19 protein-coding genes are annotated in these 23,036 nt (G+C 41.3%); 6 read left to right on the forward strand and 13 right to left on the reverse strand.

Features of this window, described 5'->3' with window-relative positions:
- Positions 1-344 precede the first annotated feature (344 nt).
- Entirely contained in the window at positions 345-1,814 is a 1,470-nt protein-coding gene (locus tag KYJ26_RS19390) for an aminotransferase class I/II-fold pyridoxal phosphate-dependent enzyme (RefSeq protein ID WP_219169130.1), read from the forward strand.
- A 92-nt stretch (positions 1,815-1,906) separates the two neighbouring features.
- Here the strand turns inward: KYJ26_RS19390 and KYJ26_RS19395 are convergent, their stop codons facing one another.
- Complete coding sequence (locus KYJ26_RS19395) at positions 1,907-2,026, reverse strand: GapA-binding peptide SR1P (RefSeq protein WP_079531615.1); 120 nt, start codon at positions 2,024-2,026, stop codon at positions 1,907-1,909.
- Between the two features lie 227 nt (positions 2,027-2,253).
- Entirely contained in the window at positions 2,254-3,093 is an 840-nt protein-coding gene (locus KYJ26_RS19400) for a polysaccharide deacetylase family protein (protein ID WP_219169132.1), read from the reverse strand.
- Between the two features lie 621 nt (positions 3,094-3,714).
- Here KYJ26_RS19400 and KYJ26_RS19405 point away from each other — a divergent pair.
- Positions 3,715-4,101 (forward strand): small peptidoglycan-associated lipoprotein, encoded by a 387-nt coding sequence (locus KYJ26_RS19405; protein WP_219169134.1) that lies wholly within the window; start codon positions 3,715-3,717, stop codon positions 4,099-4,101.
- 65 nt (positions 4,102-4,166) lie between these two features.
- On the opposite strand, the gene lpdA is transcribed toward KYJ26_RS19405, so the two are convergent.
- The 5 genes from lpdA to KYJ26_RS19430 form a co-directional block, all read right to left on the reverse strand.
- On the reverse strand, positions 4,167-5,576 hold the full coding sequence (lpdA, locus tag KYJ26_RS19410; protein WP_219169136.1) for a dihydrolipoyl dehydrogenase: 1,410 nt from the start codon (positions 5,574-5,576) through the stop codon (positions 4,167-4,169).
- 4 nt (positions 5,577-5,580) lie between these two features.
- Positions 5,581-6,918, reverse strand: a complete 1,338-nt coding sequence (locus KYJ26_RS19415; RefSeq protein ID WP_219169138.1) for a dihydrolipoamide acetyltransferase family protein — start codon at positions 6,916-6,918, stop codon at positions 5,581-5,583.
- 153 nt (positions 6,919-7,071) lie between these two features.
- Positions 7,072-8,049, reverse strand: a complete 978-nt coding sequence (locus tag KYJ26_RS19420; protein WP_098350878.1) for an alpha-ketoacid dehydrogenase subunit beta — start codon at positions 8,047-8,049, stop codon at positions 7,072-7,074.
- A 3-nt stretch (positions 8,050-8,052) separates the two neighbouring features.
- Positions 8,053-9,168 (reverse strand): pyruvate dehydrogenase (acetyl-transferring) E1 component subunit alpha, encoded by a 1,116-nt coding sequence (pdhA, locus tag KYJ26_RS19425; RefSeq protein ID WP_219169140.1) that lies wholly within the window; start codon positions 9,166-9,168, stop codon positions 8,053-8,055.
- Positions 9,169-9,618: 450 nt separating this feature from the next.
- Positions 9,619-10,278 (reverse strand): YkyA family protein, encoded by a 660-nt coding sequence (locus tag KYJ26_RS19430; RefSeq protein ID WP_308807575.1) that lies wholly within the window; start codon positions 10,276-10,278, stop codon positions 9,619-9,621.
- A 318-nt stretch (positions 10,279-10,596) separates the two neighbouring features.
- On the opposite strand from KYJ26_RS19430, the gene def reads away from it, so the two are divergent.
- Positions 10,597-11,151 carry a peptide deformylase gene (def, locus tag KYJ26_RS19435; protein ID WP_219169142.1) on the forward strand — a complete coding sequence of 185 codons (555 nt, stop codon included), beginning with the start codon at positions 10,597-10,599 and terminating at the stop codon, positions 11,149-11,151.
- Positions 11,152-11,191: 40 nt separating this feature from the next.
- On the opposite strand, the gene KYJ26_RS19440 is transcribed toward def, so the two are convergent.
- Positions 11,192-11,962 carry a Cof-type HAD-IIB family hydrolase gene (locus KYJ26_RS19440; protein WP_219169144.1) on the reverse strand — a complete coding sequence of 257 codons (771 nt, stop codon included), beginning with the start codon at positions 11,960-11,962 and terminating at the stop codon, positions 11,192-11,194.
- Positions 11,963-12,916: 954 nt separating this feature from the next.
- On the opposite strand from KYJ26_RS19440, the gene KYJ26_RS19445 reads away from it, so the two are divergent.
- Together KYJ26_RS19445 and rnjA are read left to right on the forward strand one after the other, a co-directional pair.
- The gene (locus KYJ26_RS19445; RefSeq protein ID WP_064092389.1) at positions 12,917-13,123 is read left to right on the forward strand and encodes a DNA-dependent RNA polymerase subunit epsilon; all 207 of its coding nucleotides are present in this window, start codon (positions 12,917-12,919) and stop codon (positions 13,121-13,123) included.
- A 4-nt stretch (positions 13,124-13,127) separates the two neighbouring features.
- On the forward strand, positions 13,128-14,795 hold the full coding sequence (gene rnjA / locus KYJ26_RS19450) for a ribonuclease J1 (RefSeq protein WP_219169146.1): 1,668 nt from the start codon (positions 13,128-13,130) through the stop codon (positions 14,793-14,795).
- 44 nt (positions 14,796-14,839) lie between these two features.
- Here rnjA and KYJ26_RS19455 read toward each other — a convergent pair whose 3' ends face one another.
- From KYJ26_RS19455 to KYJ26_RS19475, 5 genes are all read right to left on the reverse strand, one after another.
- Complete coding sequence (locus KYJ26_RS19455; protein ID WP_219169148.1) at positions 14,840-15,496, reverse strand: potassium channel family protein; 657 nt, start codon at positions 15,494-15,496, stop codon at positions 14,840-14,842.
- 92 nt (positions 15,497-15,588) lie between these two features.
- Positions 15,589-16,602 (reverse strand): cytochrome d ubiquinol oxidase subunit II, encoded by a 1,014-nt coding sequence (locus tag KYJ26_RS19460; RefSeq protein WP_219169150.1) that lies wholly within the window; start codon positions 16,600-16,602, stop codon positions 15,589-15,591.
- Between the two features lie 44 nt (positions 16,603-16,646).
- On the reverse strand, positions 16,647-17,984 hold the full coding sequence (locus KYJ26_RS19465) for a cytochrome ubiquinol oxidase subunit I (RefSeq protein WP_219169152.1): 1,338 nt from the start codon (positions 17,982-17,984) through the stop codon (positions 16,647-16,649).
- 207 nt (positions 17,985-18,191) lie between these two features.
- Positions 18,192-19,985 (reverse strand): ABC transporter ATP-binding protein, encoded by a 1,794-nt coding sequence (locus tag KYJ26_RS19470; RefSeq protein ID WP_374939782.1) that lies wholly within the window; start codon positions 19,983-19,985, stop codon positions 18,192-18,194.
- A gap of 40 nt (positions 19,986-20,025) precedes the next feature.
- On the reverse strand, positions 20,026-21,780 hold the full coding sequence (locus KYJ26_RS19475) for an ABC transporter ATP-binding protein (RefSeq protein ID WP_219169156.1): 1,755 nt from the start codon (positions 21,778-21,780) through the stop codon (positions 20,026-20,028).
- Positions 21,781-22,156: 376 nt separating this feature from the next.
- Between KYJ26_RS19475 and KYJ26_RS19480 the strand changes: the two genes are divergently transcribed.
- Positions 22,157-23,023: a mechanosensitive ion channel family protein gene (locus KYJ26_RS19480; RefSeq protein WP_219169158.1), complete on the forward strand. Its 867-nt coding sequence runs from the start codon at positions 22,157-22,159 to the stop codon at positions 23,021-23,023.
- The last annotated feature ends 13 nt before the right edge of the window (positions 23,024-23,036 follow it).

Consider the following 23,036-nt stretch of genomic DNA (forward strand, 5'->3'; position numbering starts at 1 on the left):
GGCTCATTCGGGTGAAACGTACGTTTCACCCGCCTTTCAGCTATGCTGAAAGGTCGTCCAGTGGGAGAGCAGCCGCCAGAACAAGCTCGCTTGTTCTGGCGGCTGCTCTCCCACTGGACGGAAATGAGCCAAAAATCATCGGTATATCTACTTTTTTTTGTGCTACGAAAAAATATCCCCCCAGATGGGCGTATGTCACTATGCAAAGATTTTCTTAAGTGCTATAATTCTTTTGTTTGTTGGAAATATCGCAGGAAATGGCATGAAATTGTGGTCAGAATCTTATATAATGATATCTTTAGCAAGTAGCGTGTTATGAAGAATATAAAGAGGTGTTGAATGAATTGTCTCAGAATGAAACGCCGTTGTTTACCGGCTTAATTGAACATAGTAAAAAAAATCCCGTCCAGTTTCATATTCCCGGTCATAAGAAAGGTGCAGGGATGGATCCTGAATTTAGAGAATTCATCGGAGATAATGCATTGTCCATTGATTTGATTAATATTGGTCCTTTGGATGATTTGCACCAGCCTAAAGGAATGATTAAAAGAGCACAGGATCTCGCTGCAGAGGCATTCGGTGCCGACCATACATTCTTCTCTGTTCAAGGAACCAGCGGCGCGATCATGACGATGGTCATGAGTGTGTGTGGTCCCGGGGATAAAATCATTGTTCCTAGGAACGTTCATAAATCTGTTATGTCTGCAATCGTATTCTCAGGAGCGACTCCAATCTTTATTCATCCCGATATTGATGAGGACCTTGGAATCTCTCACGGAATCACAACAGATTCTGTCGCAAAGGCATTGGAACAAAATCCTGATGCAAAAGGTGTACTCGTCATCAATCCAACCTATTTCGGGATTTCTGCAGACCTGAAAAAAATTGTGGAAATTGCTCATTCATATCAGGTTCCAGTTCTGGTTGATGAAGCACATGGTGTTCATATTCATTTCCATGAAGACCTTCCCCTATCAGCCATGCAGGCAGGTGCTGATTTAGCGGCTACAAGCGTTCATAAGCTTGGGGGATCCATGACGCAAAGCTCCGTCCTTAACATGAAGGAAGGACTCGTTTCTGCCAAACGTGTTCAAACCATACTAAGTATGCTCACGACGACTTCCACATCCTACTTACTGTTGGCCTCTCTTGATGTTGCGAGGAAACGGCTGGCGACTGAAGGACGGGAGCTCATATCTAAAACGATTGAACTCTCACAAAATATCAGGAAAAGAATCAATGAAGTGGATGGATTATATTGTGTGGGGGAAGAGATTCTTGGAACGAAAGCCACCTATGCATATGATCCAACGAAACTGATTGTTTCAGTGAAGGACCTCGGAATTAGCGGATTCGATGCAGAAAAGTGGTTAAGAGAGGCTCATAATATCGAAGTGGAAATGTCTGACCTTTATAATATCCTTTGTATCATCACACCTGGTGATACTGAAAACGAAGGAAATCAATTGGTTTCTGCTCTAAAGGAGCTTGTTACAAGCCTTAAGAAACAAGGGGACATGGATCCTATTAAAGTGATGCTTCCTGATATCCCTGTGCTGTCCATTACACCTAGGGATGCGTTTTATGCAGATACTGAGGTGATCCCTATTGATGATTCCGTGGGTAGGACAATCGCTGAATTTATCATGGTCTATCCCCCAGGTATTCCAATTTTTATTCCAGGTGAGATCATCACTCAGGAAAACATTCATTATATCAAGACCAACATAGAAGCAGGGCTCCCTGTTCAGGGACCTGAAGATTATGATTTGCGTCACTTAAGGGTCATTAAGGAACATCGCGCCATACGATAAAAAAAGGATGAAGAAGGGCTCCCCTTCTTCATCCTTTCTTATTTATAAGAACCCCTTTAAGAAACTGTTAATTCCCGCTCCCCTAGCAGTTATTAATCATCTAATTCTTTATCGTCGTTGCAGTCACAGCAGTTAGAGAATAAAACAGAAACCTTCTCATCTTCGTAATGCTCAATTGTGCTAAGGCATGATTGACATACAATTGTTCCCATTCTTTTTCCTCTCCTTCAGGTTGTTTTGTAAACGCTTTATCTTATCTGTCTCTATAATAATATAACACATTTAAAATATCAAGCCTAAATTGTATAACATATTTAACTTTCCATTCTTCCAATCAATCACACTATTTGTCATAAGATTTTATGTAAGTGCTTTCTAAGATATGAAAAAGTTTAATAAAAAAACCGCATAAATGAAGCGACTCATTTATGCGGTTCCATTATTCAATTGTTTTGATCCGATTCGGATCCAGCGTTTCATACCCCTTTGCACGAAGGCCTTTAACAATATCCGTCAAAGCTTCGCTGGTCCAAGTCCGATCGTGCATGAGGAGGTTGGCACCATTATTGAGATAGGGACTGTTTATCATGATATCCGCTATGGCTGCTTTGCTTTGGTATTGCTTTTCCCAATCATAGCCGTAAGTCCAATTCATCAATGACATTTTTTCTTCTTTCGCAAGCTGGCGACTGAAATCAGTGTTTTGTCCAAATGGCGCTCTGAAGAACTTTGGCCTTTCTCCAGTTATGGATTCCACTACATCACTGACAGATAGTATTTCCTCTTTTTGATCTTCGGGTGAAAGATCTTTTAAGCTGCTATGACTATACGTGTGATTCCCGATCATAAATCCCATATCATAGATCTTTTTTAATGTTTCTTTTTCCTCAGGTGTATCTAGGAAATGACCATTTACGAAGAAGATGGCAGGTGCATTCAATGCTTTCAGGTCATTTGCCATTTGAAGGGCATGCTGATCTGGTGCATCATCAATGGTCAGAAGCACTACTTTAGGATTGGCCTCACCGATTGGCTCGATGCTCCAATTATTCTCATTAATCTTATAGTCCTGCGTCTGAATCACTTCTTCCGAAGGTTCCACCTTCTCTTCCTTATCCGTTTCTTTCTCTTCGGTCTTTGCGCTTTCCTCCGGCTTTTGATCCTCATTTTTCACTTCAGTCTGGTCAGACTTCTTATCTGCCTGGCTGGTGCCGGCTTGTTCACTTCCGCAAGCTGTTAATAGTAGAAGGGTTAATCCCGATGCTAGAATCTTTTTCATGTCTCTCACCTTTCCGCAGTCACTTTGAATATTTTAACATATTTCAAAAAGAATCTGGGAAAGAATTAAAATATTTCCATTATATTTTCAAATGCGATTTTAAAAACAAAAAAGCAACTGAGACTGAAGGAAGTAATAAATAATGTAAGTCGTCTGGACTCCACAATTTTTTTGGCAGCCATAAAGGCAAGGTAAAAAAAGAGGACAAACATTATCCATTTATACTCCAGGTGGTCTTTATCAGAGATCCACTCAGCAATCGAAAACACACTCCATAAAATCATCTGAACTAAAAAAGCAAGATACGATTTCATGTCCATAACACCCTTTAGAAAGTTTATTTACATAAGCCTTGATTATCTATTTACCCGCTTTGCGAAATAAAAACCTTTGGAAAAGCTTATTCACTTATTGTTATCTGCTATTCATCGTATTAACATAGTATATTCTTTTGACGTTACTTTCATTATGTATGTCTTTTCAATTTTGTAACATTTTAATGACTCGACTCTTTTTAAATTACCCCTATGATAAAATGTGACGTAAGATCACTAAAAGAACACTATTGTACAGATTGGAAACTACTCGTTCATAGCATCGTTTAAGAAAAGAGGATGATGTATGAAACATATATTAACTTTTGTGATACTTACTTCCACCATGTTGCTTCTGTCTTCGTGTGATGATATCTCTAAGAATAAAGTGGCTTTAGCTCAGGATCAGTTTATCGAAAAACAGGTAATCTTTTTTACAGATGAAAGAAATGTCTCACAAGAAATACCCTATTACGATGCTATCATTGAACTTAAAAGTCGGTATCCTGATCACTTTAAAAAGCTGAAGGTTGTCAGCCTAAACAGTGAAGCCACAACTGAAATCGCCGATACACCACCTACCTCACCAGCCATTGTAGTGGTGGAAAACAATCAGATCATATGTAAGGTGGAAGGTCACACTTCTAAGGAAAATATTATCCAGCCTGTCACCAGGGCGATTAAATCCTGGTAACAAACAATTGATATAGTAAAAAAAGGATGGTCCCCGAACCTGGGGACCATCCTTTATATGAACGATTATTTTATTATATGGATCGGGCTCCCCATTGCAACTTCTGCTGCTTCCATTGAAATCTCACCTAACGTTGGATGAGCATGAATCGTCATCGCAACATCTTCGGCAGTCATTCCGGATTCAATTGCAAGTCCTAATTCTGCGATCATGTCTGATGCTCCAGAACCTACAATTTGAGCTCCAATAATCAAACCGTCTTCTTTACGAGTTACAAGCTTCATGAAGCCATCACTTGCATTAAGAGCTAAAGCACGGCCATTCGCAGCGAATGGGAATTTAGCAGCTGTTACTTCAATGCCTTCTTCTTTCGCTTCCGCTTCAGAATAACCAACTGTTGCCAGTTCGGGATCTGTGAAGCAGACAGCCGGGATACCAAGGTAATCGATTTCTGCCGGTTCACCTGAGATGACCTCAGCAGCGATTTTACCTTCGTAAGAAGCTTTGTGAGCAAGTGGTGGTCCATCAACGATATCACCGATAGCGAAGATGTTCGGGATGTTCGTGCGGCATTGTTTATCAATTTTGATAACTCCGCGGTCTGTCATCTCGATTCCTACTTCTTCAAGACCGATTTCATCTGTGTTTGGACGACGGCCAACCGTTACTAAAACGTAATCAGCTTCAACCGATTTCTCTTCGCCCTTCACTTCATATTTAACAACGACTCCGTTGTCACTTTCTTCAACGCCTTTAGCCATTGCTTTCGTTACAACTTCAACGCCTTTTTTCTTAAGCTCTTTTTTCACGACCGAAGTCATTTGCTTTTCGAATCCGCTAAGGATATCGTCAGCACCTTCTAAGATCGTTACTTCTGATCCAAGATTCGCATAGGCAGTACCAAGTTCGGTTCCGATGTAACCTCCACCGATTACAACAAGCTTGCTTGGAATCTCTTCTAAAGCAAGGGCACCTGTAGAATCAAGCACACGTTTAGAGAATTTGAAGCTTGGGATTTCAATCGGGCGTGAACCAGTTGCAAGGATCAAGTTGTTGAACTTGTATGTTTGAGCTGAGTTGTCATCCATTACACGTAGTGTATTGGCATCTACAAGGTAAGCTTCACCGCGAACGATTTCAGCTTTATTCCCTTTAAGAAGTCCTTCAACACCACCGGTTAATTTCTTAACAACGCCAGCTTTCCACTCTTGAACTTTATCGAAATTCACTTTTACATTTTCAGCAACGATACCCATATCATCAGAATGTTGTGCCTGATGGAAACGGTGACCTGCTGTGATTAGAGCTTTAGATGGGATACACCCAACGTTTAAGCAAACTCCACCCATGTTTTCTTTTTCGATGATTGTCACTTTTTGCCCCAGTTGTGCTGCACGGATTGCAGCTACATATCCTCCGGGACCTGAACCGACTACGATTGTATCTGTTTCGATTGGGAAATCTCCTACTACCATTGTATTACGCCTCCATTAATAATAATTCTGGATCGTTCAACAAACGCTTGATGTGGTTAAGTGCATGTTGAGCAGTAGCTCCGTCGATCATGCGGTGATCGAAGCTCAATGATAATGCTAACACAGGTGCCGCTACAATTTCACCATTTTTAACCACAGGTTTTTCTGCTATGCGTCCAACACCAAGGATAGCAACTTCTGGGTGATTGATTACCGGAGTGAACCATTGTCCGCCTGCAGAACCGATATTCGTGATTGTGCATGATGCACCTTTCATTTCATCACCTGAAAGTTTACCGTCACGTGCTTTTCCAGCCAATTCATTGATTTCATTTGAAATAGAGAACATGGACTTACGGTCTGCATTTTTCACAACCGGTACTAATAGACCTTTGTCAGTATCAGCTGCGATACCGATGTTGTAATAATGTTTCTGCACGATTTCACTTGTTGAATCGTCAATTGACGTATTAAGAGCCGGATATTCGCGTAGTGCACTTGTCAATGCTTTTACGATGTAAGGTAAGAACGTTAATTTAATACCTTTATCAGCCGCAACTTCTTTGAACTTCTTGCGGTGAGCCCAAAGTTTCGTCACATCGATTTCGTCCATCAATGTTACGTGAGGAGCTGTATGCTTAGAATTCACCATCGCTTTCGCAATCGCTTTACGCATTCCGCTCATTTTCTCACGAGTTTCAGGATATTCACCTTCAGGAGCTTTAGGTGCAGACGGTGTAGATTCTGCTGCTGGAGCATTTTCTTCTGTTTTCACTTCTTCCTGAGTAGCAGCAGGCTTGCTGTCTCCGCTTAGGAATGCATCGATATCTTCCTTCACGACACGTCCATTTTTACCTGAACCTGACACTTGACGGATTTCAACCCCGTTTTCCCTTGCATACTTACGTACTGAAGGCATCGCGATTACACGTTTATTAGGGTCTACTTCTGCATCAGATTTCTCTTCTGCAGCTTCAGGGGATGCATCTTTCTTTACATCCTGACCTTGTTCAGCAGTAGCTTGAACCTGTCCTTCTGTTTTCTCTTCAGCTTTGGCTTCTTTCTTTTCTTCTTCTCCGCCTTTGAACTGCAGATCCTCATAACCAGGTGCATCGAACTTGATAAGAGTATCTCCTACAACGGCTACTGTACCTTCGTCAACAAGAAGTTCTTCAACGGTTCCTGCAACCGGAGAAGGAATCTCGACAACAGCTTTATCATTTTGCACTTCACATAGTACATCGTCTTCTTCCACTTTATCGCCCGGTTTTACAAACCATTTGACGATTTCACCTTCATGAATACCTTCACCAATGTCTGGTAATTTGAATTCGAATGACATGGACTCGACCTCCTGTATTGAATAATGATTTATAGATGAATGTAATGGTTCTATCTGTCTCTAGTTCTAATATCTATAATTGGAAAAGAGAAGGGTGGAATGCCCTTCTGTTTTCATTTGAATATCTTGGCAGGGCTTATTCCACCCTATTCATTAGAAGTTTAGTACTTTTTTCGCCGTCTCGATAACATCTTTGTGGTTCGGTAACCAGATTGGCTCTGCTTGAGAGAAAGAGAATACTGTATCTGGCGCCGCTACACGAAGAACCGGAGCTTCTAGGCTAAGAATTGCACGGTCATTGATTTCAGCAACGACATTCGCTGCAATACCTGCTTGTTTTTGAGCTTCTTGAACCACGATGGCACGGTTTGTTTTTTCAACAGATGCCATGATCGTGTCAATATCAAGTGGACTTACAGTACGCAAATCGATTACTTCAACTGAGTGACCTTCTTTTTCAAGCTCATCTGCAGCTTTCAGTGATTCGTGTACCATTGCTCCGTAAGAGATGATCGTAAGGTCTGTACCTTCACGCTTCACATCTGCCTTACCGATTTCGATGGTATATTCCTCTTCAGGAACTTCTTGACGGAATGAACGGTATAATTTCATATGCTCTAAGAAAATGACTGGGTCATTATCACGGATGGATGAAATTAAAAGTCCTTTAGCGTCATATGGAGTTGATGGAATCACAACTTTTAGACCAGGTTGTTGAGCCATCAAACCTTCTAAGCTGTCCGCATGAAGTTCTGGAGTATGTACTCCACCACCGAATGGGGAACGGATTGTGATTGGTGAAGTATACGTACCACCTGAACGGTAACGCATACGCGCCATTTGTCCACTTACTGAATCCATTACTTCATATACGAAACCGAAGAATTGGATTTCAGGTACTGGACGGTACCCTTCTAATGCTAAACCGATTGCTAAACCACCGATTCCTGATTCTGCTAGTGGAGTATCGAATACACGGTCTTCACCGAATTCTTTCTGAAGCCCTTCCGTTGCACGGAATACACCACCGTTAAGACCTACGTCCTCACCAAAAACTAAAACGTCTTCGTTGTTGCGTAGTTCTGTGCGCAGTGCATCAGTGATCGCTTGAATCATTGTCATTTGCGCCATGGCTTATTTCGACTCCTTCTCTTTGTAGATTTCTAATTGTTCTTTTAGATTATAAGGAAGTTCTTCATACATGTTATTGATGAAGTCAGTCACTTTTTGTTTAGGAGCTGAATCTGCTTCCTTGATTGCTTTTTTGATATCTTCTTTTGCTTCTTCGATCACTTCGTTTTCCTTCTCTTCACTCCATAGTCCTTTACCTTCAAGGAATTTACGGAAACGTACCAATGGATCTTTCTTTTCCCAATCTGTATCCATTTCTGATGTACGGTAACGAGTTGGATCATCACCAGCCATTGTATGTGGGCCATAACGATAGCAAAGTGTTTCAATCAGTGAAGGACCTTCACCATTTACTGCACGGTTACGGGCTTCTAACGTTGCAGAATATACCGCTAATGGATCCATACCATCTACTAAGATACCAGGGATACCTGCAGCAACCGCTTTTTGAGCAATCGTACGTCCTGCAGTTTGCTTATCACGAGGAGTAGAAATGGCGAATTGGTTATTTTGAACAACGAAAATGGCAGGAGCTGCATAAGAACCTGCGAAGTTGATTCCTTCATAGAAATCACCTTGTGAAGATCCACCGTCTCCTGTATACGTAATGGCAACAGCTTTCTTACCACGTTTCTTAAGACCAAGAGCCACTCCGGCAGTTTGGATGTATTGAGCACCGATAATGATTTGTGGTGATAATACATTTACCCCTTCAGGAGCCTGATTACCTTGGAAATGTCCGCGTGAGAATAAGAATGCTTTAGTCAATGGAAGACCGTGCCAGATGATTTGTGGAACGTCACGATATCCAGGAAGGATCCAGTCTTCCTTCTCAAGTGCGAAGTGAGAAGCGATCTGAGACGCCTCCTGTCCAGCTGTTGGTGCATAGAAACCTAAGCGTCCTTGACGATTCAGTGAGATTGAACGTTGATCAAGAATACGAGTATAAACCATACGGCGCATTAATTCCTGAAGATCCTCATCAGAAATCTCCGGCATTGCGTCTTCGTTTACTACTTCGCCTTCTTCGTTCAAAATTTGGAACATTTCAAACTTGTCTTCAATTTGTTCGAGCGTCTTAACTGCATCGAATTGTGCCTTCTTTGATTTAGAAGCCATCGAAGTCACCTATCCTTTCTTTATACATTTATTTTGGTTTTTTTACATACATAGTTTAGATTACCCAAATTCAGTATGACCTACCACAGTACTTGCGGATACACACACTAATGGTAGTTTTCCACAAATACCAAGAAAGAAAACCCGAAATTACATTCGAGTCTATCTGTATCAGTCGGAACTTCATCTTGACTAATACAATTCTTAAATACCTTTCCTAGTTTACAATATTAAAAATCACTTAGTCAACGACAAAGTATCATAAATTAATGTTTCTTAACGATTACTTAATCAACCGCTACCAATTATTTTCAAAACTGTATCATTGTTATCAACAGTGCTGTTATATATAAACTTTTCATATAGACGCATCTGTTATAGAGTAACGAACCTATATGACAAAAAAAGATGAAGGTGGGATCTTTGCCCTCCTTCATCTTGTATGTACATTTACTCAGGCTCTTTGACATCAAGTTCTGCCTTTGAGTAAAAATCTTGTTTTAGTTTATTGAATTCATCTGTTTTTGTATTGTAGTCCTTATTGAATTCCACGATTTTTTCATATTGTTCATTGATGGATGTAATCTGCTTTTCAAGTTCTTCCATTTTAAGGTCTTTCTTTTTGAACATATTATAAAGTTCTTTATCAAGAGAAAGGGCCTCTAAATATGAAGATGTAAGTTCATCATGAATCTGATACCGTTCCTTCATAGTCTCGTTGAGCTTCTTCGCTTCTTTTTTCAACTCTTCCGAATCCAGTTCAGTCATATATTCTTCTGCTCGCGCAAACTCATCCTTAGCTTGATTCATGGATTTGCGTTCTTTTTCAATATACTCTTTTCGTCTATCGATGTTTTCCAGAGCTTCATCAGAAAGTTTAACAATTTGGTCAAATTCTTTCATTCCAAGATCCATGATTTTAGAATATAACTCTTTTTCTTTTTTTTCTGACTCTTGAAGAGGCTTTTGAACGTCGACATATTGACTTTCTTTAGCTACGGTTTCTTCAAGAACCTTGTACAAATCTTCCTCAGGTGTAGAACCACCGACACATCCCATAAGTAAGAAGATAGCGGCTCCTAAAATGAAAGCAAAACGAAATTTCGACACAACTTGATCCCCCTTAACTATTTACCACCTTCTACTATATCTATGTCTACAACTTTTGACAATAGGGATTTACAACTGTGGAAAAAAATGTCGATTGGACTATTATTCCTATTAAAATGAATATGTATTTTAGTGATGGAGTATTCCTGCTAAATTCAAATCTCCTTCATTAACTTTTCATAAGGATAATGGTAGACTATTATCATACATAATAGATTATCTTAATACGTAAAGTAGAAAAGGAAACATCCGGGTATCCGTGTCCGGTATCTTAAATCCTTTCATTTCATTCTCTACTTTACGTGAGGAGGAAAAAGCATGATTACCATGAATGACATTATCCGTGAAGGTCATCCTACATTGACCACGGTTGCGAAGGAAGTACCTATTCCACCATCCCAAGAAGACCAGGAAACATTGAGAAGCTTATTAGAATATGTAATAAATAGTCAAAACCCTGAAACAGCAAACAAATATGGATTGAGACCCGGGATAGGTCTCGCTGCACCTCAGATCAATGTGTCAAAACGAATGCTCGCTGTCAATGTCACAGACAATCAAGGGAAGTTATACAGCTATGCCCTATTCAATCCAAAAATCATCAGTCATTCCATAGAAAAAGCCTATTTAACTTCAGGAGAAGGATGTTTATCAGTCGACAGAAATGTTCCTGGTTTTGTCCCACGGTATGCCCGGGTGACCGTTAGAGGCTGGGACGTAGACGGCAATGAAGTGAAGCTTCGACTGAAAGGACTTCCAGCCATTGTGTTTCAGCATGAAATCGACCATCTGAACGGGATCATGTTCTATGACCATATTAACCCGAACAATCCGTTCGAGCCGATCCCTGATGCCATTGCAATTGAACGATAAACCTAAAAAAGCCTCCTGATTCAGGAGGCTTTTACATTTTTTAGATTAATTTAAGTTCCTTCAAGCCGTGAAATATTCCATCATCATCCACATGTTTAGTGATCAGATCGGCATGGTTTTGTACTTCCTTAACGGCATTCCCCATTGCAACACCAGTTCCAACTGACTGGATCATCTCAATATCGTTCAAACCGTCCCCGAATGCATAAACATCCTCCATGTTGAACCCAAGCTTAGCAATCATCTTTTTGATTCCTTCAGCCTTCGATCCCCCTTTTGGCAGAATATCCATGGAGTATTGATGCCAGCGGATAAATGTGAAATCTGTATACTTCTCCCGGTAAAAGGCCTCTTCCTCTTTTGAACAGAATAACAGGGATTGATAGATGTCTCTTCCTTTATAGAAATCCGGATCAAAACCCGGGTGGGGAAACTTCAGGCTGTTCATACTTTTTTCAATATATTCATGATGCTTATGGTTCGATTTCATTGTTTTATGATTCAAATGGACAACCGGGTGTTCCTTCGTGTACGTATCCTCTAATAACTCTTCCAATGTTTCAACTTTTAAAGGGTTGGTGTAAATCACTTCATTTTCAAATACCACGTACTGCCCATTGAATGAAACAAACGATTCAATTCCCAATTCCTCTCTCAGATTTTCATACATAAATGGCGCTCTTCCAGTAGCGATGGCAACATAAGTTCCGTTTGCCTGCAATGAGCGAATGGCTTCTTTGGTTGCCTGAGGGAGTTTCTTATCGTGATCTAGCAACGTACCGTCTATATCAAAGAAAACTATTTTAGACATGATCGTTCTCCTTTTCAAAAATATTCGATTGCTAATCTATTTTACCCGTTGTTTAAAGTAATCCTTTACGGTAGAAATGTCAATGAAGAGGCCCAAACGAAACCATTTACCAAACTTAACCATGTAAGAGAATCCATAAATTCCGTACAATATAAGTAACACAACAGAGACGTCCGTATTATTGTTCCTTTACTTCATAGGAAAATCTCGGTAAACTATTAATAAGGAGTGATCCACCATGTTAAAGAAGCTGAGAAAAAAGCTTTTAAAACAGTGGAAAGAATTGCTTAGAAAAAAAACGATTGCATAATCTTTTTTCCCTGATCGACTTTATGGAGAAAGACTACTAAAATGCACGTATTTCGGATATACTGTCATACAATTGGACAATGAATAAGGGACTGACGCCACTAGTGAGCTTTTCGTCTCCATTGGTATTAGTCCCTCTTCTATCTTGTCACGATTCAGTTAAGGATTATTCAAAACTTTATTTACACTGGAGAATCCTTTATAATTTAATACATACGTAAACTATATGATTCGTCCTTGTCTGAATGACAGGCTAAAATATAAGAGTCGTGGGCAATGATTGCTGGTATCTGAACATTGTTGCAAAACCTGTTTTTGCCGCCCTTCGATCATATCGTTCGCCTTGTGTTAAGGAAATGATTCCTTGATCATTATCGTTTTTTTACCACAGGGCGTAAATGAGCCATACCTGAACATCGACATGTTCAGGACCGCACAGGTATTTATACCGATTAGCCGGGAATTCATTATGCCCGCTAATGTCGTAGCTCCAGCACCCATCCCTGATGGACACGGTACACATCCCTGAATATAGGAGCCTTGCTTCATCAGGTACTTGAGGGTGCCGCTTATGTTATGTAGTTGATAACTTTTTTATCATAGAAGAAAGTTAGATTTTTTGAAAACGGATAAGGAGAGAGAAAAATGATTTTTAAAGTATTTTATCAAGAAAGTAAAGCAGAAGTGCCTGTACGCGAATGCACTCAATCCCTTTACATGGAAGCAGATTCAGAACGGGAAGTACGCCTAAATTTGAAAGACAAACCGTATAATATCGAATTCGTACAAAAGCTTGAGGGCGCTTTTTTAGAGTATGAACAAAACCACCATTCTTTCGAGTTGGAGCAATAATACAATGAAATTTGTAAAGAATGACCAAACCGCTGTATTTGCCCTTGGCGGTTTAGGTGAAATCGGTAAAAACACATACGGCGTACAATTCCAAGACGAAATCATTTTGATTGATGCAGGGATCAAATTCCCTGAGGACGAGCTGCTCGGTATCGATTACGTTATACCTGATTACACGTATCTCGTGAAAAATGCCGATAAGATCAAAGGTCTTTTCGTGACACACGGACATGAAGACCATATCGGTGGTATCCCATACCTGCTGCGCGAGTTAAACATTCCGATATACGGCGGAAAGCTCGCATTGGGACTGATCAAGAACAAGCTTGAGGAACACGGCCTGTTACGAAATGCGAAATTGAATGTCATCCAGGAAGATGATATCGTGAAATTCCGCAAAACGTCCGTCACTTTCTTCAGAACAACACACAGCATTCCTGACTCTTACGGAATCGTTGTCAAAACACCACCTGGAAATGTCGTTCATACGGGTGACTTTAAATTTGATTTCACACCGGTCGGTGAACCTGCGAACTTAACCAAAATGGCTGAAATCGGAAAAGAAGGCGTCCTTTGTCTTCTGTCTGACAGCACAAATGCTGAGGTTCCAAACTTCACTATGTCAGAACGCAAAGTCGGAGAAAGCATCAATGATATTTTCCGTAAAGTGGACGGTCGTGTGATATTTGCAACATTCGCTTCAAATATCCACCGTCTGCAACAAGTGGTCGAAGCGGCAGTCTTCCATAATCGCAAGGTCGCTGTTTTCGGAAGAAGTATGGAAGCGGCCATTACGATTGGACAAGAATTGGGATACATCAATGCACCTAAAGATACTTTCATTGAACATAACCAGATCAATCGCCTTCCAGCGAATGAAGTGGCTATACTTTGTACCGGATCCCAAGGTGAACCGATGGCTGCATTATCAAGGATCGCAAACGGCACACACCGTCAGATCCAAATTCAGCCTGGTGACACCGTTGTATTCTCTTCTTCACCAATCCCGGGGAATACAATCAGTGTAAACCGTACAATCAATCTTTTATATCGTGCCGGTGCAGAAGTCATCCACGGACCATTAAGTGATATTCATACATCCGGTCACGGTGGACAACAAGAGATGAAGCTGATGCTCCGCCTGATGAATCCAACCTTCTTCATGCCGATTCATGGTGAGTTCCGTATGCAGAAGATGCATGCTCAACTCGGTGTAGATTGTGGCGTACAGGAGGAAAATTGCTTTATCATGGATAACGGCGAAGTACTTGCATTAAGCAATGATTCCGCACAGGTAGCAGGAAAAATCCCTTCTGGAAACGTCTATATCGATGGAAGCGGAATTGGTGATATCGGTAATATCGTTCTTCGTGACCGCCGTATCCTTTCAGAAGAAGGATTGGTCATCGTTGTTGTGAGCATCGATATGAAGGATTTCAAGATTGCTTCAGGTCCGGACCTTATTTCAAGAGGTTTCGTGTACATGCGTGAATCAGGTGATCTTATCAATGAAGCACAGACGCTTATTTCTAAACATCTAAACAAAGTTCTTGAAAGAAGAACCTCTCAATGGTCAGAAATCAAGAATGAAATCACAGATACTCTGGCTCCATTCTTATATGAAAAAACAAAGCGCCGCCCAATGATCTTACCGATCATCATGGAAGTGTGATAATAGGAAGAGGCTGACCAAAGCGGTCAGCCTCTTCTTTCATATTATAGAACCTTCTTCTCGAATCGGTTAATATCCGTATCTGCCCCGATAACGATGAGGATGTCCCCTACACGGATCTGTTCATCCGCCTGTGGGGAAACAATGATATCTTTTTCTCTTTTTATCGCTACGATGTTGATTCCGAACTGTGCACGGATATCTAAATCGATCAGGGAGTTTCCACTAAGATTTTCGTTTGCGACAATCTCCACAATTGAATGTTCGTCGGACAATTCCAGATAATCCAGTACATTATTAGAAATGATATTATGAGCAATCCTTCTTCCCATATCCCTCTCCGGATGAACGACTTGATTGGCCCCGATCTTCCGGAGTACCTTTTCATGATAATCGTTCTGTGCTTTTACCGTAATATTCTTCACTCCGATTTCCTTTAACATTAATGTCGTCAGGATACTCGACTGAATATCGTCGCCAATTGCGACAATCACATGATCAAAATTACGGATCCCGAGGCTCTTCAAGACGGATTCATCCGTAGAATCAGCGACTACCGCATGTGAAGCAATGGAAGAGAACTCATTCACTTTATCTTCATCCTGGTCGATGGCCATGACTTCCATTCCCTGATCTGTCAAAGAACGTACAATACTGCCTCCGAACCGGCCCAATCCTATTACTACAAACTCTTTTTTCACCTATTATCCCCCCGCAGTCTCTATACACTATATTTTAGCACAAAAAAAAGGAGAAAATGAAATTTCTCCCTTTCCTTTTTGTGTTTCTCCGACTACTTGTTCCCTTTTACATAATCGGCATCAAATAAGAACAGCCTCATTAAAAGATACAGGGACGGGATCAATAACAACAAGCCCGCAATGAAGACGATAACAAGAGCCATCCCCATGGTTGGATTCGTGACACTCGTTTCAATCGTGATAAAAGGTTTCAAGATATAAGGTAAATGGGACGCTCCATAACCAAAGAAAGCAAAGAAGAATTGAAGCATGACAAGGGTGAACGCCAGACCGAAATGTTTTCTTCTATAAATGAAAAGTGACGCTCCAAGGAAGCATAGCAGAGATAATCCGAACATCCACCATATATCAATGGCACTGGTGAAATGCTCAAGATTATGTTCTCTCAAGGATACGAACACAAGTAAACTGGCTAATATGGTCGGTGGGCTCCAGAATAGTGAAAACTTCCTCAGTTCCTCCCTTGAATCCAAATCTCCAGCCCGATTGGCATAATAGGTCAGAAATGTCGCACTAATGAATAATACCGATACAATCGACAGAACGACCACGCTCCATGAATAGGGGCTGGTAAAAAGTTCCTTGGCAAGGAATACTACCTTATCCCCCTGCTCTTCCAAAAATCCGCCTTCTGAAATTGTCAAAGCCGTTGACAAGGAGGCAGGAATCAACAACCCTGTTGCTCCATATAGAAACAAATAAACGATATTATCTTTTGAACCATAGTTCCCGAAAGCATAGAAGCTTCCTCTTATGGCAAGTAATATGATGGCAATACTTCCCGGCAACAATAAAGCCGTTCCATAATAGTAGGCAGTGTCAGGAAAAAATCCGACCAAACCGACAAAAAAGAAAACAAAAAAGACGTTCGTCACTTCCCAGACAGGAGAAAGGTATCGACTGATCAGCACATTCAGCGTGTGCTCCTTCCCTTTCATCCTGCCGTAAAAGGCGAAGAATCCGGCCCCGAAATCGATCGAAGCCACGATTAGATACCCATATAGAAAAATCCATAAGACAGTAATCCCCATGATTTCCAAACTCATACCCATTCCTCCCTCAAAACAAAGTCAAGTGCCTGACTCAACAACTAACTCACTTTCTTAGGAAAGCGTTGTTCCAACTCGGCTTCTGCAGGTTTGTTTTTAAACATTTTTATTAATACAACTACACATAAAATGCCAAGTAGTATATAGAGACCCACGAATAGTGCGAACGTTAATCCTACTCCATCCGCTTTTGTCGCAGCCTCTGCCACCTTCATATATCCACGCAGGATCCATGGCTGTCGGCCAACTTCTGCATATATCCAGCCGAATTCGATGGCAAGCATCGCCAAAGGTCCACTCGCAACGATTCCCCACAATAACGGCTTATTCCATTCATTTCGTTTCTTCCACTTCCAAAACAGAATAAATATTCCTGCAATGAAAATACTGTAGAATCCGATGGAAACCATAAGATCAAATAAATAATGAACCCATAAAGGGGGCCGTTCATCTTCAGGAAATTCATTCAATCCAATGACCTCTGTATCAAACGAACTTCCAGCAAGGAAGCTGAGAAAACCAGGTAATCGAATCTCATTATGCACTTCGTTGTTTTCATCAAGCGTTCCAAAAACAATCAAATCCGCATTCTTTTCCGACTCAAAATGCCACTCTGCCGCTGCCAGCTTTTCCGGCTGGTACTCTGCCAGGAATTTGGCCGACAAGTCCCCTGCCAATGCTGAGCCAAAAGCAAAGATCAGCGCTGATACCATAGTCAGACGTAGGGCTTTCTTATGATAGTCCCCACCCTTTTTCCGAAGTATCGCAAATGCTGTAATAGCAGCTAATATGAGTGCTGATGTTAAGTAGGCAGTCGTCAAAACATGAAACACTTTTGTTGGTGTCGCCGGATTTAACATCGCTGCGATCGGGTCGATATTGATCGCTTTTCCATCTTTCAATTCAAATCCCTGCGGCGTATTCATAAACGCATTCACCGTCGTAATGAATAAAGCGGAAGCAGAAGAACCAATCATTACCGGAATCGTCAGTAGCCAATGGATCCACTTATTCTTAAATCGATCCCACGTATAAAGGTAAATCCCCAAAAAGATGGCCTCAAAGAAAAACGCAAAAGTTTCCATGAACAACGGCAGGGCAATCACCTGTCCGGCTACCTGCATAAACGATGGCCACAAAAGGGACAACTGCAAGCCAATAGCAGTTCCGGTCACGACCCCGACGGCAACCGTAATGGTAAATCCCCTAGCCCATCTTCGTGCAAGCAAAAGATAATGAGGATCATTCCGCTTGATCCCCATAAACTCGGCTATCGAAATCATGATCGGAACCCCTACCCCAATCGTTGCAAAAATGATATGAAACGCAAGGGTTGTCGATGTGAGCATCCTACTTAAAATCACACTATCCAAAACCATTCTATACTCCCCCTACCGGATTACTTTTTAACGTAAACAGCTCTTTCTTACTGTTTATCACTTATTGTTCATTATAAAACCTGGGATAGAGTATGTGAAGTATTGAACATGAATATTTTGTGACGTTTTTCACAAAGTTTCACTATTTAAAACTAATATCCAGTAAAAAAACCCCACACACCAGTGCAGGGTCCCTCAAACCATAACTCACATCGCTTCCAGCATCCTGAACTGTGACTTCACAAGTTCAAAATAATCTCCTTGCTGATCCATTAATTCATCGTGGTTTCCGGACTCTTTGATCTTTCCGTTTTCAAGGACAAAGATATTATCAGATTCCCGGATTGTGGACAGACGGTGAGCGATGATGATCGCGGTTCTTCCGTTCAATAATTTCTTCAGGGCATTTTGAATCTTGACTTCTGTTTCGGTGTCTATGGATGCGGTTGCTTCATCCAGAATGATGATGCGTGGATTCGCCAACAGGGCACGTGCAAAGGACAATAATTGTCTTTCACCTACAGATAACACATTTCCCCTTTCCTCGACTTCGGTTTCATATCCATTGGACAGCTTTTCGATGAATTCATTGGCACCGATTGCTTCAGCTGCCTTTATGACCTCTTCATCGGATGCACCAGGGCGTCCGAAACGGATATTTTCCATGATCGTCCCGGAGAAGATGAATGTATCTTGCAGGACGATGCTGATTTGACTTCGTAAACTTGAAACCGATGCATCCCGAAGGTTCACTCCATCAATTTTGACAATTCCGTTAGTCGGGTCATAAAACCTGCTGATCAGGTTCGCAATCGTCGTCTTTCCTGATCCTGTATGCCCAACTAGTGCAACGGTTTGGCCAGCTTTCATTTCAAGATTGATATTTCGAAGCGCTTTTCGTTTATCATCATATGAGAATTCTACATTTTCAAATTGAATTCTCCCTTTGATGTCCGTCAGATTCAAGGCGTTAGCTTTCTCATTAACAATTGGCTGTTCATCCAGAAATTCGAATATGCGCTCTGATGAAGCCATCCCGATCAAGAGTTGATTGTAAACTTGACCTAGTCTGGAAATCGGCTCCCAGAACATCCCAAGATAGAATGCGAATGAGACGAATTCACCAAGTTCCAGTGAACCATTTTGAATCAAATGGGCTCCGAACCAGATAAGTACTGCTGTCCCAATGGCGTTTGTCAATTCCACGAGAGGTCTGAACATGGCATTCTTCTTTGTCGCTGTTCTCCAGCTATCGAAGTTTTCAGTATTGACTCCATCAAAAAACGCCATGTTTTCTTTTTCTTGAGTAAACGATTGAGTCACCCGGATTCCCTGGATGCTTTCATTAAGATGAGAATTCAGCTTCGACTGCTTAAGACGAACCATCTGCCAGGATCTGCGGATGTTTTTTCTGAGGCTCGTCGAGATGAAAAACATGATCGGTAAGATCACCATGACTGCAAGTGTCAATTCAGGGCTTAATGTAAAGAGGATCACGATGATTCCGATGAGCAGAATGATGTCCATCAGAAGATTGATGACTCCATTTGTGAATAGCTCTTGAAGGGAGTTTATGTCATTCATGATCCGCACAAGGATCGAACCTGCGGAACGCTGATCAAAGAAACGATGGGAAAGCCACTGAACATGGCTGAATAGATGTTTCCTCAGGTCATATATCACTCCCTGACCGAGTTGGTTCATCCACTTGATCCTAAGGACGTTGGCCACATAATTCAGGACGTACAGCCCGGCAATGATCCCTACAAGTGTGAATAGGAGGTCCCCATCTTTCTGCCTGATTGCTTTATCGAGGGTATATACCCCGATCAGGATCGGGATGATCAACCGGACAGCCGTTGTAATCAGTACGGTAATAATGGACAACGGCAGCAGTTTCTTCGAATAAGGTTTTAAGTATGTCAATAACCGATAAAGCTGCTCCCAGTTAAACGGTTTGTCTATCACCTGGTCTGTGGAGTAGTGGAAGCGGCTCAGTATTCTTTTATTTTGCTTATTTTTATTACTCAATGGTCCTCACCTACCCTTCCTGAGTTTGTAGTATTTTTTTCTGGTCTTTATATTGAATGTCGTAGATTCGCTGGTATGGTCCATTATTTTTCAATAAGAACTCATGAACCCCTCTTTCTACCACTTTTCCGTTTTCTAGGACAAGGATTTCATCCGCATGCTTCAGAGAAGAAATACGGTGCGCGATGATAAAGGTCGTTCGATCAGACATGACCTCTTTCAGCGCTTTTTGAATCCTGAATTCTGTTTCCATGTCTACGGCACTCGTAGCATCATCCAGTATCAGGATCGACGGGTCGGTACAGATTGCACGTGCGATGGCGATCCGCTGTTTCTGACCTCCCGAAAGACCCAATCCTCTTTCTCCCAGCCTGGTATCATAGCCATCAGGTAATTCGGATATGAAATCATGGGCTTCTGCCCGTTTGGCCGCTTCGATGATCTCCTCCATGGATGCTTCAGGTCGACCGTAAGAGATATTGGCTCTGATAGTGGAAGAGAATAAAAATGATTCCTGCAGAACAAATCCGATATTTTGACGGAGTGACTTCAGTGAGTAATCTTTTACATCTCTTCCATCAATGAGGATCTCCCCTTCTTCCGGTTCATAGAAACGCGTAATCAGCTGAGTGATACTTGTCTTCCCTGACCCTGTGCCACCGATCAGCCCGATGACCTTACCGGGTTCCACTTTAAATGAAATGTCCTCTAGGGCAGCTTCGTCATGCACAGTGTAATTAAGTGATACATGTTTGAACTCCACTTCGCCTTTCATTCGATCGACATGAATGACATCATTATGATCTTTAATCTTTTCATCCACTTCGAGAATTTCCAGTAACCTTTCTCCTGATGCCTTTGATTGAGAGAATAGGTTGATCGTGAATCCAAGATTCATGATTGGCCAGATGATATACCAGACCAGGCTGTAAAACGCGACAAGCTCTCCTGGTTGAAGATTGCCATTCATCACCAGATACCCTCCGTATGCAAGTAGTGTCACCACACTCACATTGCCCAAAAACTCCATCAAAGGAAAGTATTTCGCCCAGATATCCGAGGTGAACAGATATTTATCTTTATAATCACCGTTGGATCGGTTGAATTTGCTGATTTGAAAATCTTCACGGGACAGTGATTTCACGGTATTGATACCTGAAATATTTTCCTGTACATTCGTGTTCAGTTTACCGAATGACTTTCTTATTCCCCTGAAGGCAGGATGGACTGCCTTATCGAATTTGTATACAGCAATGGCAAGGAACGGCAAGGAAATCAATGTGACAAATGTCAAGGATGGAGAATAATAGTACATCACCCCGAAGCTGACCGTCACCAGCATGAAAAAGCGGAGCAATTCAGAGAAACCGAAGGATAAGAAAAAGCGAAAGGCTTCGACATCCGCAGTCAACCGTGACATCAAGTCACCTGTTTTGGCATTATCATAATAGCTGAATGGGAGATACTGAAGCTTCTCATACAATTCGTTCCTCAGACGATAGACAGATGTGATGCCGAATAGATCTCCATTGTATTGTTGGATAAAGGTAGCAATTCCTTTCACTACCATAATGGCGATGAATCCGAATGCCAAATATGGGATCCACCCATATTCCCCCTGTAAAATGACATCATCGATTGTTATCTGCAGTATCATCGGATATACCACTGTGATGCCCGTAACAAAAATCAAAAAGATCATTGAAATGATAAAATGCTTTTTATAAGGCCAATAAAAGGCTTTCAATTTTTTGAATGTATCCATAATTCCTCTCCCCTCCATGTTCCATAAAAAAACAACGTACTACTAAATATATCGGGTTTCGAAATATTTATCCACCCTTTTTTTAGAATTTTTCACACTTTATGAATTATCACTGTAGTCCCATTATTCATTTTTATCTTAAAGGTGCAGCCATCTAAAAAGATCAGCCTTATGACTGATCTCACTCTTCATCTTTTGTATCGTTTTTTTCTTCAAGCTATCCTTCCTGTATTTCCAACATGAACGTTAAACCTTTTTCAATCAGGGAATAATTCAATATGCTTTTTGCTTTTTCAACCACCTCTCCTTTGACATACCCTATGTAGTTTTGTGTATACTAGAGTGGTCATTATTTAATAAGAAAGGATGTTTTGGTTTGGGATACATACTTGGTCTTAATGCATTAAGTGATCGACTGTCCAATTTCAATTGGGGCGGTCTATTAGTGACGATTGGAATAGGTGCACTGCAAATCTTAGCGATATGGATCACTTTTATCATTGTAAAAGGTGCAGCAAACAAAGTGATCGAAAGGATTTTTGATAAATATAGAAAGAGAAATGATGTGTCTGAAGGCCGTGCCCAGACGTTACAGGGGCTTTCTAAAAATATTGTCGGCTATATTCTGATCTTTGTTTTCTTTGTTACAATCCTGCAAATATTTGGTATCCAGGTGACTGCGATCCTTGCCGGTGCCGGGATTGTCGGACTTGCCGTAGGTTTTGGAGCACAAGGATTGGTCAGTGACGTGGTCACAGGTTTCTTCATTCTTCTTGAAAAGCAGGTTGATGTAGGTGATTATGTGACGACCGGCAGCTTCTCAGGGATAGTGGAAGAGGTTGGTTTACGTACGACTCATATTCGTGGATTCGATGGGACCCTTCACTATGTGCCGAACAGAGAAATTACAAGTGTCAGCAATCATTCTCGCGGAAACATGAGAGCACTTGTCGATATCGGGATATCATATGATGACGACATCGATAAAGCAATGATCGTGCTTCAACAGGTATGCGATACGATCGCACAGGAAGATGATAATATTGTCGATGGTCCCAATGTTCTGGGTGTTCAGACACTTGGTGCCTCCGATGTTGTTCTCCGTGTGTTATGTAAAACGAAGAACATGGAGCAATGGGGAGTGGAACGGAAGCTTCGTAAAGCGTTGAAAGAAGCACTCGACCAAAATGGGATCGAAATTCCTTACCCTCATCAGGTTTACATTGAAAAGAAAGAAAACTAAATGCTAAAAAAGA

It is taken from the genome of Rossellomorea orangium (genome assembly GCF_019334305.1).
Taxonomy (GTDB): Bacteria; Bacillota; Bacilli; order Bacillales; family Bacillaceae_B; genus Rossellomorea.

What these genes read in the sequence shown, in the direction of transcription:
- KYJ26_RS19395 (WP_079531615.1), bottom strand. Translation starts at nt 2,026, where the DNA reads ATGGGAACAATTGTATGTCAATCATGCCTTAGCACAATTGAGCATTAC.
- KYJ26_RS19400 (WP_219169132.1), bottom strand. Translation starts at nt 3,093, where the DNA reads ATGAAAAAGATTCTAGCATCGGGATTAACCCTTCTACTATTAACAGCT.
- KYJ26_RS19405 (WP_219169134.1), top strand. Translation starts at nt 3,715, where the DNA reads ATGAAACATATATTAACTTTTGTGATACTTACTTCCACCATGTTGCTT.
- lpdA (WP_219169136.1), bottom strand. Translation starts at nt 5,576, where the DNA reads ATGGTAGTAGGAGATTTCCCAATCGAAACAGATACAATCGTAGTCGGT.
- KYJ26_RS19415 (WP_219169138.1), bottom strand. Translation starts at nt 6,918, where the DNA reads ATGTCATTCGAATTCAAATTACCAGACATTGGTGAAGGTATTCATGAA.
- KYJ26_RS19420 (WP_098350878.1), bottom strand. Translation starts at nt 8,049, where the DNA reads ATGGCGCAAATGACAATGATTCAAGCGATCACTGATGCACTGCGCACA.
- pdhA (WP_219169140.1), bottom strand. Translation starts at nt 9,168, where the DNA reads ATGGCTTCTAAATCAAAGAAGGCACAATTCGATGCAGTTAAGACGCTC.
- def (WP_219169142.1), top strand. Translation starts at nt 10,597, where the DNA reads ATGATTACCATGAATGACATTATCCGTGAAGGTCATCCTACATTGACC.
- KYJ26_RS19440 (WP_219169144.1), bottom strand. Translation starts at nt 11,962, where the DNA reads ATGTCTAAAATAGTTTTCTTTGATATAGACGGTACGTTGCTAGATCAC.
- KYJ26_RS19445 (WP_064092389.1), top strand. Translation starts at nt 12,917, where the DNA reads ATGATTTTTAAAGTATTTTATCAAGAAAGTAAAGCAGAAGTGCCTGTA.
- rnjA (WP_219169146.1), top strand. Translation starts at nt 13,128, where the DNA reads ATGAAATTTGTAAAGAATGACCAAACCGCTGTATTTGCCCTTGGCGGT.
- KYJ26_RS19460 (WP_219169150.1), bottom strand. Translation starts at nt 16,602, where the DNA reads ATGAGTTTGGAAATCATGGGGATTACTGTCTTATGGATTTTTCTATAT.
- KYJ26_RS19465 (WP_219169152.1), bottom strand. Translation starts at nt 17,984, where the DNA reads ATGGTTTTGGATAGTGTGATTTTAAGTAGGATGCTCACATCGACAACC.
- KYJ26_RS19475 (WP_219169156.1), bottom strand. Translation starts at nt 21,780, where the DNA reads ATGGATACATTCAAAAAATTGAAAGCCTTTTATTGGCCTTATAAAAAG.